Here is a 13,054-nt window from a genome sequence, read left to right on the forward strand (position 1 = left end):
GAGCTGAAAAGACCATGCTGGTTAGCCAATACAACCAAATCCTCGTAGTCACCTCCTTTGTTGTCGCCATCCTTGCTGCCTTTACCGCGTTGAATATGGCTGCACGTGTCGCCGGAAGCCAGGGAGTAGCTGCTCGCATCTGGTTAGCGGGCGGTGGTATCGCAATGGGTATCGGCGTGTGGGCGATGCATTTCATCGGGATGCTGGCCATGGATCTCTCCATGAGCATGAGTTACAACGCGGCGCTTACAGTGCTATCGATGGTGATTGCCATTGGCTCATCGATGTTTGCGTTGTGGCTTGTCAGCTGCGAGCAACTGCGTTTACGCCGCCTGCTGCCCGGCGCGTTAGTGATGGGGAGCGGTATTGTCGCCATGCACTACACCGGCATGGCAGCGCTTGAGGTTATGCCGGGCATTGTCTGGGATAAAGGTTGGGTGGCCATTTCTGTCGTCATCGCCCTCGTCGCGTCACTCGCCGCATTGTGGCTAACGTTCCGTTTACGTCACGAAGCCGCACAGGTGGCGCTGATGCGCCTGGGAGCGGCTATCACCATGGGGATAGCCATCGCCGGGATGCACTATGCTGGCATGAAAGCCGCACAGTTTCCAATGTCGACAATGGTGCATCACGACGGCATTAACGGCAGCTGGCTGGCGGTACTGGTCAGTGTCGTGGCGCTCTCAATTCTTGGGATCAGCCTGCTGGTATCGATGCTGGATGCCCGCCTCCAGGCGCGTACGTCTTTGCTGGCCTCTTCTCTGGCAGAAGCTAACCGCGAGCTGGCACAACTGGCGCTACACGATACGCTGACGCGCCTGCCCAATCGTATTCTGCTGGAAGACCGACTTGATCAAGCCATCAGCAAAGCTGACCGTGAAGGCTCCCATTTTGCGCTGATGTTTATGGATCTCGACGGCTTTAAAGCCATCAATGATGCCTACGGCCACGATGTGGGCGATAGGCTGCTGGTTGCCGTCACGAAACGCATGCTACTGCCACTGAAAGGCCAGTACACTCTTGCCCGTATCGGTGGAGATGAGTTTGTACTGTTGGCCGAAACGGAAGGGCCAGATGATGCCGCCTCACTGGCAAGCGCGCTGGTTCGCGCGATTGATAGCCCCTTCCTCCTGGAACCCTGCGAGCTGGTCGTGACCCTCAGCATCGGCATTGCACTCTACCCGCACGACGGTCATAACGATCGTGAGCTCATGTTTAACGCTGATGCGGCGATGTACCACACCAAACATATGGGACGAAATGGCTATCACTTCTTCCAGCCATCAATGAACACCATGGCGCAAACGCATCTCCAGCTCATGAATGACCTGTGGCTGGCTATCGACCGCGATGAGTTACGTCTGCTTTATCAACCTAAATTCCACGCTCCGGCAGGGCCAGTCCTCGGATTTGAAGCCCTGCTGCGCTGGCAACACCCGAAACAGGGCCTGCTGACACCGGACATGTTCCTGTCGCTGGCCGAAAAAACGGGACTAATTATTCCTATCGGTAACTGGGTGATTAACGAAGCCTGCCGCCAGTTGCGGGAATGGCATATCCAGGGACACCAGAGCTGGTCGATGGCGGTGAACCTGTCAACGCTTCAGTTCGAGCAGCCTTCACTGGTTAAAACCGTGCTCGACTGCCTGGCGCGCCACAATGTGCCACCTGAAATGTTGATTCTGGAAGTGACCGAAACCACGGCAATGAGTAACCCGGATGAAAGTGTACGTGTGCTCACCGAGTTAACCAATGCAGGTGTAAAAGCCTCCATTGACGACTTTGGTACAGGCTACTCAAGCTTGCTTTACCTTAAACGTTTACCGGCCTGTGAGCTGAAGATAGACCGGGCATTTGTGAAAGAGCTGAGCGGGGAGAGTGATGATGCAACGATTGTCTCGGCTATCGTTGCACTGGCCAAAACGCTTAACCTGAAAGTGGTTGCCGAAGGTGTTGAAACACAGGCACAGCAGGAATTTTTAACAGAACTGGGCTGCAACACGCTTCAAGGTTACCTGTTAGGTAAACCTGTTACGGCACAGGCCGTTGAAGCCCTGTGCCAGGACGGGGAGTTGCTTCCCACCAGAGTGTCATAACGCAACGCCATAAACCGCTGGCGACACGCGCGTGCTATGCAGTGTCGCCAGGATATTATCGACCAGAGCAGGAGCCTGTTGATAAAGATTAAAGCTGTCTCTGTTATCAATCCGCTAAAGAAACCGTGGAAAACAATCAGCGTAAGATCAATATTCACGCTGGGTGAAATCGCATTTTTTAAAACACACAGCTCCAGCGTTTTACGCAGGCAATCGTCATTTATGCCAATACGCTTACGAATTTCACACTCTGAAATAACTTCGTTACTAAACTCACATTTATGATAAAGAATTTGTAATAGCGCATACTGCCGGGGTTCATGGGCGATATATTGTAATGTGGTAATAAATTGCTCACGAAGCATTAACAACGGGTCGTCATCCTCTGAAAGCGAGAGCTTATCCCTGATTATTTCCCGCAGCGGTAATTGCTGTTCCCAGATAGCATTAAATATTTCTGATTTACTGGAAAAATGCCAGTACACCGCCCCACGAGTCACCCGCGCAGCATCGGCAATATCCGTCAGGGTCGTGTTCGCCACACCGCGCGTAGCGAACTGCCCGATGGCCGCTTCGATCAGCTGTTGCCGTGTCTTTTGTGCATCTTTTTTGGTTTTACGCGCCATAGGCAGTAACTCATTACTCGCAGGGTTGATACGCAATCCGCAGCCAATAAGCGGGCTCAGAAAAACAGAAGTATTCACCAGAACGGGAATTCATTTTGTACAAAAAAAGTCACTTCATTTAATTCATAGATTTGGCAAATGATTCATTTGCGCCATATTCATTAAACACATTAATAATGTGAATGGACAACGGATAAAATAAATAAACCGATCGCCATGATACCTCTAATACAGAGTGTAAAATTCTGATTATGGTGTTCCCATCTCTTCCTCAGCACTTATAAATTAAAAAACATTAAATACCCTCATTATTATACGCAGCTACATTTTTTGTTTTTATGCCCTCAGCCCTCTCACCGATTTTCGGCAAACATCGGTTATGGGTATTTAAAGGAACAGTAATGACACTTCATTTCAGGCTCTTACCCTTATCCGGTTTAATTGTTTGCGCCGCCCTGCTCGCGGGCTGCGATGGGCAGGATGACCAACAACAGCATCCGCAATCGCCGCAGGTTAGCGTGTATACCGTAAAAAGCGCGCCACTGGCCGTAACCACTGAGCTACCGGGCAGAACCGATGCTTTCCGCGTTGCAGAAGTGCGGCCACAGGTGAGCGGGATCATACTGCGCCGTAACTTTACGGAAGGAAGCGATGTCAAAGCCGGGGACTCCCTTTATCAGATAGATCCCGCAACCTACAAGGCAGCATACGACAACGCAAAAGGTGAGCTGGCTAAGGCCCAGGCAGCGGCAAATATTGCCCATCTGACAGTCAAACGTTATGTCCCACTGGTGGGCACACAATATGTCAGTAAGCAGGAGTACGATCAGGCCGTAGCAACGGCTCAGCAGGCTGATGCCAGCGTGGTCGCAGCGCAGGCAGGGGTAGAGAGCGCCCGTATCAATCTGGCGTATACCAAAGTGACATCCCCCATTGAGGGCAGGATCGGTAAATCCAGCGTTACCGAAGGGGCGCTGGTCACCAATGGACAGGCCACTGCTCTGGCAACCGTCCAGCAGCTTGATCCCATTTATGTCGACGTGACCCAACCCAGCAGTGATTTTATGCGTCTGAAGCAGTCCAGCCTGCAAAAAGGAGATGGCAGCAGTGCCGTCGAGTTACTGATGGAAAATGGTCAGCCTTATCCCCTGAAAGGCACGCTGCAATTCTCCGATGTGACGGTGGATGAAAGCACCGGCTCGATTACGCTTCGCGCTATTTTCCCGAACCCTAAACACCTGCTATTGCCGGGCATGTTTGTGCGTGCACGCATTGATGAAGGCATACAGCCAGACGCAATTCTGGTGCCTCAGCAGGGGGTGACTCGCACACCACGTGGCGATGCAACCGTGCTGGTTGTTAATGACAAAAATCAGGTGGAATCGCGCACGGTTGTTGCGCCACAGGCCATTGGCGATCGCTGGCTGATTACCGAAGGGTTAAAGAACGGTGACCGCGTGATCGTCAGCGGTTTACAGAAAGCCCGTCCTGGCACCACCGTGGTGGCTACACCCGATACCACTGCCAATACAGCCAGTTAAGGGAAGAGAACATGGCTAATTTCTTTATCCAGAGGCCTGTTTTTGCCTGGGTGCTCGCCATCATTCTGATGATTGCCGGTGGGCTTGCCATCTTAAAACTGCCCATTGCACAGTATCCTACCATTGCGCCACCTGCGGTGGCGGTCACGGCAACTTACCCTGGTGCTGACGCCCAGACGGTACAGGACACCGTTACACAGGTTATCGAACAGAACATGAACGGTATCGATAACCTGATGTATATGTCCTCCACCAGCGACTCTGCCGGTAGCGTGACGATCACCCTGACCTTCCAGTCAGGTACAGACCCGGACATCGCCCAGGTACAGGTGCAAAATAAACTCCAGCTCGCCATGCCATTGTTGCCGCAGGAAGTGCAGCAACAGGGTATTGGCGTAGAGAAATCCAGTAGCAGCTTCCTGTTGGTCGCGGGCTTTGTTTCGGACAATAAGAGCCTCACCCAGGATGACATCTCTGACTACGTTGCATCGAATGTGAAAGATGCCATTAGCCGTACATCCGGCGTTGGCGATGTTCAGCTGTTTGGTGCCCAGTACGCCATGCGCATCTGGCTAGACAGTAATGCGATGAATAAATACCAGCTCACACCGCTGGATGTTATCAACCAGTTGAAAACCCAGAACAACCAGATTGCTGCTGGCCAACTGGGTGGAACGCCGTCCATACCGGGGCAGCAGTTAAACGCATCCATCATTGCGCAGACCCGTCTCAAAACGCCGGAAGAGTTTGGCCGCGTAACGCTGAAGGTGAACCCGGATGGCTCAATGGTGCATCTGAAAGACGTTGCCCGTATTGAGCTGGGCGGCGAAAACTACAACATGGTGACGAAGATCAACGGCCAGGCAGCAACCGGCCTGGGGATTAAGCTTGCCACCGGTGCCAACGCGCTGGATACCGCTGCGGCGATCAAAACCAGGCTTTCGCAGTTGCAGCCTTTCTTCCCGCAAGGGCTGAAAGTGGTTTATCCGTACGACACCACCCCGTTCGTGAAAATTTCTATTCATGAAGTGGTGAAGACGCTGTTTGAGGCGATCATACTCGTCTTCCTGGTCATGTATCTTTTCCTGCAAAACCTGCGAGCAACCCTGATCCCTACCATCGCGGTTCCGGTGGTATTGCTGGGGACATTCGCAATACTGGCCGCATTTGGCTTCTCTATAAACACGCTAACGATGTTCGGTATGGTGCTGGCCATAGGCCTGCTGGTTGATGATGCCATCGTGGTAGTGGAGAACGTCGAACGCGTAATGGTCGAAGACAAACTGCCGCCCAAAGAGGCTACGCAGAAGTCGATGGAACAAATTCAGGGCGCACTGGTAGGTATTGCCATGGTGCTCTCTGCGGTGTTCATCCCGATGGCCTTTTTTGGCGGATCGACGGGGGCCATTTACCGACAGTTTTCACTCACCATTGTCTCTGCGATGGCGCTGTCCGTACTGGTGGCGTTGATTTTAACGCCCGCACTCTGTGCAACGCTGCTCAAACCGGCCAGCGAGCACCACGAAAAACGAGGCGGATTCTTCGGCTGGTTTAATGCCCTCTTTGATAAAAGTGTGGAGCATTACACCAACAGCGTCAGCGGTATTTTGCGCAAGACCGGACGTTACCTGCTGATTTATGTCCTTATCGTCGGCGGCATGGCGGTTCTTTTTCTGCGCCTGCCAACCTCCTTCCTGCCAGAAGAGGATCAGGGGGTGTTTATGACAATGGTTCAGCTGCCAGCAGGTGCAACGCAGATGCGTACCCAGCAGGTCCTTGACCAGGTTCAGAACTATTACCTGAACCAGGAAAAAGCCAATGTGGAATCGGTGTTTACCGTTAACGGGTTTAGCTTCAGCGGTCAGGGGCAAAACTCGGGCCTGGTTTTCATAAGCCTGAAACCCTGGGAAGACCGCCCGGGGAGTGAAAACAACGTTGAGGCCATTGTTGGCCGCGCTACTAAAGCGTTCAGCCAGATAAAAGATGGCCTGGTATTTCCGTTTAACTTGCCTGCCATTCTGGAGTTAGGCACGGCTACGGGCTTCGATTTTGAGCTGATTGACCAGGCGAACCTCGGACATACTCAGCTGACCCAGGCGCGTAATCAGCTGCTCGGTATGGTGAAAGAGCATCCTGACCTGCTGGTGCGCGTGCGTCCTAACGGGCTTGAAGATACGCCGCAGTTCAAGCTGGATGTGGATCAGGAAAAAGCACAGGCATTGGGTATAAGCCTCTCAGATGTTAACCAGACCATTTCGACAGCGCTTGGCGGAACCTATGTGAATGACTTTATTGATCATGGTCGTGTGAAAAAGGTGTATGTCCAGGCGGATGCCCGTTTCCGAATGCTACCGGGCGATATCAACAATCTTTACGTGCGCAGTGCGAACGGCGAGATGGTCCCTTTTTCATCGTTTAGCAGCTCTCACTGGGTTTACGGTTCACCACGCCTGGAGCGATACAACGGGATGCCATCAATGGAGATCCTCGGAGAATCTGCACCGGGTAAAAGTACCGGTGAGGCAATGGCAATGATGGAAAGCCTGGCCGCAAAACTGCCAGCGGGTATCGGTTACGACTGGACGGGGATGTCATTCCAGGAGCGTCTGTCAGGTAACCAGGCGCCAGCACTGTATGCCATCTCCTTGATCGTGGTTTTCTTATGCCTCGCCGCATTGTATGAAAGCTGGTCTATACCGTTCTCGGTCATGCTGGTTGTGCCACTGGGGGTCATCGGCGCGCTTCTCGCAGCGTCACTTCGCGGTTTGAACAATGACGTTTACTTCCAGGTCGGCCTGCTCACGACGATAGGGTTATCGGCCAAAAATGCCATTCTGATTGTGGAGTTTGCAAAAGACCTGATGGAGAAAGAAGGCAAAGGTATTATTGAAGCAACGCTTGAAGCGTCAAGAATGCGTCTTCGCCCTATTCTGATGACGTCTCTGGCCTTTATTCTGGGTGTGATGCCGCTGGTGATGAGTAGCGGAGCCGGAAGCGGCGCTCAAAATGCCGTGGGGACAGGGGTAATGGGCGGCATGTTGTCAGCCACCCTTCTGGCCATCTTCTTCGTGCCGGTGTTCTTTGTGGTTGTCCGACGACGGTTCACCCGTCATAAAGAGTAACGCTTAACAAAAGGCACCCTGGGTGCCTTTTTATTTTTAACGTAAACAATGAATTGGCCAGCGAAACGTAACAACATTTAAAATGCGTCATTTGCATTAGGTAAAAATAAAACCGCCAGTAGATTCACACTTTCTCCATTAATTCATCCAGGTAAGTCTCTTTTCTCCATGATTTTTACAAACCACATAATTTGAGATTATTCCCCATGCAACCAGGGCTTATCACAATGGTAAAATATCCTCGATTCGTTAATTGCCCTCCTGGCTTTATAGCGAATTAAAAAGAATGCAGAGGTAACATCATGAAAAGATTCATTTCCGTTGCACTACTCGCTGCGCTGCTTGCTGGTTGCGCGCACGACTCTCCATGTGTACCGGTATACGACGATCAGGGGCGACTGGTTCATACCAATACCTGTATGAAAGGCACCACCCAGGATAACTGGGAAACAGCCGGTGCAATCGCTGGCGGTGCTGCCGCAGTAGCAGGTCTGACGCTGGGTATCGTTGCTTTGACGAAGTAATCGCTAAGGCATAAACGTACACTTGTGAAAGCGCGGCTCCGGCCGCGCTTTTGCTTTGAAATAGTGCAGTTTTTTCAGAGAAGTAAAATATTAGCCCTGGTTTCTTCCATCAGCTTATTTTAATCCACGACGTTAATCACATCTTTTTTGCGCATCGATTCAAATTTCATATTCAACAGTGATGATTTTCACAAATCAATTACATTAAATATCCTGCCAATATTCACGCCAGAAACTATCTATTGTTATATCCGATATGTAATCAAACTTTTGCTCTAATTTGTGGCGCAGGTTGTAATTTCGCACCATTTCGGGGCGCTCGATTTATTTAACCCTGTCTACACTCAGCATTATGCGTTCCGTTGTCCTTTATTTTCGCGAGCGCAAACCTGGCATTACGTTTGCTTTATAAACGTTGGCCAAAGCCACAGACAGGTCAAAGCGTTTTAAGACGCCTCTATAACGATAAATTTCGCCACACAGGATGCATTATGAAAAAGACGATGATAGCCAGCCTGGCCGCCGCGAGCGTGTTGTTTGCTGTAGCCAACCAGGCCCACGCGGGCACAACGCTTGATGCCGTTAAAAAGAAAGGTTTTGTACAGTGCGGTATCAGTGACGGGTTACCTGGCTTCTCTTATGCCGATGCCAACGGCAAATTTACCGGTATTGACGTTGATGTCTGCCGTGGCGTCGCCGCAGCCGTTTTCGGTGATGACAGCAAAGTAAAATATACCCCGCTGACGGCGAAAGAACGCTTCACCGCACTGCAATCTGGCGAAGTTGATATGCTCTCGCGTAATACCACATGGACCTCTTCTCGTGATGCCGGCATGGGGATGTCATTCACTGGCGTGACCTATTACGACGGTATCGGCTTCCTTACCCATAATAAAGCGGGCCTGAAAAGCGCCAAAGAGCTGGATGGGGCGACCGTATGTATTCAGGCCGGTACCGATACCGAGCTGAACGTCGCCGATTACTTTAAAGCGAACAATATGAAATATACGCCTGTGACGTTCGACCGCTCTGACGAATCTGCGAAAGCACTGGAATCTGGTCGTTGCGATACATTGGCTTCTGACCAGTCTCAGCTGTACGCCCTGCGTATCAAGCTAAGCAATCCTGCTGAGTGGATCGTATTACCTGAAGTGATCTCCAAAGAGCCTCTGGGACCGGTTGTTCGCCGTGGCGATGAAGACTGGTTCTCCATTGTTCGCTGGACGCTGTTTGCCATGCTGAACGCCGAAGAGATGGGCATCAATTCGAAAAACGTCGATGAGAAAGCGGCGAACCCGACTAACCCGGATATGGCACACCTGTTAGGTAAAGAAGGTGATTTCGGTAAAGACCTGAAGCTCGACAACAAGTGGGCTTACAACATTGTTAAGCAGGTTGGTAACTACTCCGAGATCTTCGAACGCAACGTAGGATCTGAAAGCCCGCTGAAGATCAAACGCGGCCAGAACAATCTCTGGAACAACGGCGGTATTCAGTACGCTCCGCCAGTACGTTAAGCATTTGCTGTAACGGGCACCGCGCTTGCGGTGCCCACTCCAGAGTCATGGTTACCGAGGTTTCTTTATGTCCCATCGCCGCTTAGCCGTAAAAGGATCGTTATCCTTTTCTCATCCCGCGGTTCGCGCCTGGCTTTTCCAGATTATAGCCATCGTCGTGGTTGTGGTTATCGCCGTTTATTTAATCCATAACACTGTTACTAACCTGAATAACCGCGGTATCACCTCCGGCTTTGCATTTCTGGATCGCAGTGCGGGTTTCGGCATTGTTCAGCATCTTATTGATTATCAGGAAGGAGATACCTACGGACGTGTGTTCGTGGTCGGCCTGCTGAATACGCTGTTGGTGTCAGCACTCTGTATTGTTTTTGCATCCATACTGGGGTTCTTTATCGGCCTGGCGCGGCTTTCTGAAAACTGGCTGCTGCGAAAACTGTCGACGATTTACATCGAGACTTTCCGTAATATCCCGCCACTGCTACAGATCTTCTTCTGGTATTTTGCCGTTCTGCGTAACCTCCCAGGCCCTCGCCAGGCCGTGGATGCCTTCGACCTGCTTTTTCTGAGTAATCGTGGGCTGTACATTCCTTCGCCTCTGGCAGGTGAAGGGCTTTACGCGTTTGTTGTTGCTATTGCTATCGCTATTGCCCTTTCTGTAGGGCTATTCCGCTATAACCGCAAACACCAGATTAAAACCGGTCAGCTTCGCAAAACCTGGCCCGGTGCTGCACTCCTTATCGTGGGTTTGCCACTGCTGGCACACTGGCTCGTTGGCTCTGCGCTGCACTGGGATATTCCACATTTGCGCGGTTTTAACTTCCAGGGAGGGATGGTCTTAATTCCTGAGCTGGCGGCGCTGACGCTGGCGCTATCCATTTATACATCGGCATTTATCGCGGAGATCATCCGTTCAGGGATCCAGGCCGTGCCTTATGGTCAGCACGAGGCCGCTCGCTCGCTGGGCCTGCCGAACACAGTGACGCTTCGCCAGGTCATTATTCCGCAAGCGTTGCGGGTCATCATTCCGCCACTGACCAGCCAGTATCTCAATATTGTCAAAAACTCGTCGCTGGCTGCCGCCATTGGCTATCCCGATATGGTGTCACTGTTTGCAGGAACCGTGCTCAACCAGACCGGACAAGCGATTGAAACTATTGCCATCACAATGTCTGTTTATCTGATTATCAGTCTGATTATCTCGTTGCTGATGAACCTTTATAACCGTCGCATCGCACTGGTTGAGCGTTAAGGAGCCATGATGACAAAAGCGATATTGTCTCACTCTTCGCGTCCAGCCAGAAAACCTGGCGGACGCTATATCAACTGGGCGCGCAAGAACCTGTTCTCCAGCTGGAGTAACGGCCTGCTGACCATTGTCTGTCTGTGGTTGATGTGGGAGTTGATCCCACCGTTACTGAACTGGGCGTTTTTGCAGGCTAACTGGGTAGGTTCTACCCGAGCTGACTGCACAAAAGCGGGCGCATGTTGGGTATTTATCCACGAACGTTTTGGCCAGTTTATGTACGGGCTGTACCCGCACGAACAACGCTGGAGAATTAACCTGGCTCTGGTCATCGGTTTGCTCTCCATCGCCGCAATGTTCTGGAAAAAACTGCCGCATCGTGGGCGTTACATTGCCTGCTGGGCGGTGGCCTATCCCATTATTGTCTGGGTGTTGCTGTACGGTGGTTTCCTGGGACTGGAACGTGTCGAAACCCGCCAATGGGGTGGCCTGACGCTAACGCTGATTATCGCCTCCGTGGGGATTGCCGGTGCGTTACCCTGGGGGATTTTACTGGCGCTTGGACGGCGCTCAAGAATGCCGGTCGTGCGTGTGCTTTCCGTTCTCTTCATCGAGTTCTGGCGCGGCGTGCCGTTGATTACCGTGCTGTTTATGTCATCGGTCATGCTTCCACTCTTTATGGCTGAAGGAACGACGATCGATAAGCTTATTCGCGCACTGGTAGGGGTGATTTTATTCCAGTCTGCTTACGTTGCCGAAGTCGTGCGCGGTGGTCTTCAGGCATTACCAAAAGGTCAGTACGAGGCTGCGGAATCACTGGCTCTCGGTTACTGGAAAACACAGGGGCTGGTGATACTGCCTCAGGCGCTTAAGCTGGTTATTCCAGGGCTGGTGAACACGATCATCGCACTCTTTAAAGATACCAGCCTTGTGATCATCATCGGCTTGTTTGATCTCTTTAGCAGTGTGCAGCAGGCCACTGTCGATCCTGTCTGGCTTGGTATGTCCACTGAGGGCTATGTCTTTGCCGCTCTGATTTACTGGATTTTCTGTTTTAGCATGTCGCGCTATAGCCAGCATCTGGAAAAGCGCTTTAACACCGGGCGTACACCGCACTGAGGAAATTATGAGCCAGATTACTATGACACCTGCCGACGCGATGATTACGCTGGAAAACGTCAATAAATGGTACGGACAGTTTCACGTTCTGAAAGATATCAACCTGAAGGTAAAACAGGGGGAGCGAATCGTTCTCTGTGGGCCTTCAGGATCGGGTAAATCAACAACCATTCGCTGCATTAACCACCTGGAGGAACATCAGCAGGGACGTATTGTGGTTGATGGCATCGAGCTGAATGAAGATATTCGTAATATCGAACGTGTGCGCCAGGAAGTGGGGATGGTGTTTCAGCACTTTAACCTTTTCCCGCACCTGACGGTTTTACAGAACTGCACACTGGCACCAATTTGGGTGCGAAAGATGCCGAAAAAGGAAGCGGAAGCACTGGCAATGCATTACCTGGAACGCGTGCGAATTGCTGAACATGCGAATAAGTTTCCGGGGCAGATATCAGGTGGACAGCAGCAACGAGTGGCCATCGCCCGTTCACTGTGCATGAAACCTAAAATTATGCTGTTTGATGAGCCAACATCCGCGCTCGATCCGGAAATGGTGAAGGAAGTTCTGGATACCATGATTGGTCTGGCGCAATCCGGGATGACCATGCTGTGCGTAACACATGAAATGGGGTTTGCCCGCACCGTGGCTGACAGGGTGATCTTTATGGATCGCGGTGAGATTGTGGAACAGGCTCCGCCAGATGAGTTCTTTGCTCATCCAAAGTCAGAGCGTACCCGTGCCTTCCTGTCGCAGGTGATTCACTAGTCGTTTGCTCTGCCCGGTGGCGCGTTGCCTACCGGGCCTATGGGCTATCCAGGTCGGTTAAGGCGAAGCCTCCACCCGACTTTTTCAGACAGCACAAAGCAAAAAACCCCGAACCTTACGGTACGGGGTTTTTCTTATTTGATATCTGCCCGTTGTATGCCGGGCGTCCTGCAGCCAGCCAGGAGAGCTATCACCGACAAATAACACCTAAAACAAAAGGCCCAGTCTTTCGACTGGGCCTTTTGTTTTAATTGATGCCTGGCAGTTCCCTACTCTCACATGGGGAGACCCCACACTACCATCGGCGCTACGGCGTTTCACTTCTGAGTTCGGCATGGGGTCAGGTGGGACCACCGCGCTAAAGCCGCCAGACAAATTCTTTTACTATGTGCCGAACTTCAACCTACGTATTAAGTGGTGCTGATACCCAGAGTCGAACTGGGGACCTCACCCTTACCAAGGGTGCGCTCTACCAACTGAGCCATATCAGCACGCTAAAT

At 51.6% G+C, this 13,054-nt stretch carries 8 protein-coding genes, 1 tRNA gene, 1 rRNA gene and 1 pseudogene; 8 read left to right on the plus strand and 3 right to left on the minus strand.

What is annotated here, in order from left to right:
• The first annotated feature begins 14 nt into the window (after positions 1-14).
• Positions 15-2,096, plus strand: coding sequence for a putative bifunctional diguanylate cyclase/phosphodiesterase (locus ACS603_RS20305; RefSeq protein ID WP_182062727.1), 2,082 nt, complete (start codon positions 15-17; stop codon positions 2,094-2,096).
• On the opposite strand, the pseudogene envR reads toward ACS603_RS20305, so the two are convergent.
• Positions 2,091-2,722: pseudogene (gene envR / locus ACS603_RS20310) on the minus strand (acrEF/envCD operon transcriptional regulator). The gene ACS603_RS20305 and the pseudogene envR sit on opposite strands and share 6 nt — an antisense overlap.
• A gap of 401 nt (positions 2,723-3,123) precedes the next feature.
• On the opposite strand from envR, the gene ACS603_RS20315 reads away from it, so the two are divergent.
• From ACS603_RS20315 to ACS603_RS20345, 7 genes are all read left to right on the plus strand, one after another.
• Positions 3,124-4,263 (plus strand): efflux RND transporter periplasmic adaptor subunit, encoded by a 1,140-nt coding sequence (locus tag ACS603_RS20315; protein WP_182062728.1) that lies wholly within the window; start codon positions 3,124-3,126, stop codon positions 4,261-4,263.
• A gap of 11 nt (positions 4,264-4,274) precedes the next feature.
• Positions 4,275-7,385 (plus strand): efflux RND transporter permease subunit, encoded by a 3,111-nt coding sequence (locus tag ACS603_RS20320; protein WP_474944786.1) that lies wholly within the window; start codon positions 4,275-4,277, stop codon positions 7,383-7,385.
• Between the two features lie 302 nt (positions 7,386-7,687).
• Positions 7,688-7,909, plus strand: a complete 222-nt coding sequence (locus ACS603_RS20325) for a lipoprotein (protein ID WP_008502867.1) — start codon at positions 7,688-7,690, stop codon at positions 7,907-7,909.
• 491 nt (positions 7,910-8,400) lie between these two features.
• Positions 8,401-9,426, plus strand: a complete 1,026-nt coding sequence (locus ACS603_RS20330) for an amino acid ABC transporter substrate-binding protein (RefSeq protein ID WP_182062730.1) — start codon at positions 8,401-8,403, stop codon at positions 9,424-9,426.
• A gap of 67 nt (positions 9,427-9,493) precedes the next feature.
• Positions 9,494-10,675, plus strand: coding sequence for an amino acid ABC transporter permease (locus tag ACS603_RS20335; protein WP_315687001.1), 1,182 nt, complete (start codon positions 9,494-9,496; stop codon positions 10,673-10,675).
• A gap of 9 nt (positions 10,676-10,684) precedes the next feature.
• Positions 10,685-11,788 carry an amino acid ABC transporter permease gene (locus ACS603_RS20340; RefSeq protein ID WP_182062732.1) on the plus strand — a complete coding sequence of 368 codons (1,104 nt, stop codon included), beginning with the start codon at positions 10,685-10,687 and terminating at the stop codon, positions 11,786-11,788.
• Between the two features lie 7 nt (positions 11,789-11,795).
• Positions 11,796-12,554 (plus strand): amino acid ABC transporter ATP-binding protein, encoded by a 759-nt coding sequence (locus ACS603_RS20345; protein ID WP_014171880.1) that lies wholly within the window; start codon positions 11,796-11,798, stop codon positions 12,552-12,554.
• Between the two features lie 256 nt (positions 12,555-12,810).
• Here the strand turns inward: ACS603_RS20345 and rrf are convergent.
• Positions 12,811-12,926: ribosomal RNA gene (gene rrf / locus ACS603_RS20350) — 5S ribosomal RNA — on the minus strand.
• A 43-nt stretch (positions 12,927-12,969) separates the two neighbouring features.
• Positions 12,970-13,045 (minus strand) — tRNA-Thr (locus ACS603_RS20355).
• Positions 13,046-13,054 lie beyond the last annotated feature (9 nt).

Source organism: Enterobacter sp. Li2LvB3 (assembly GCF_056156645.1).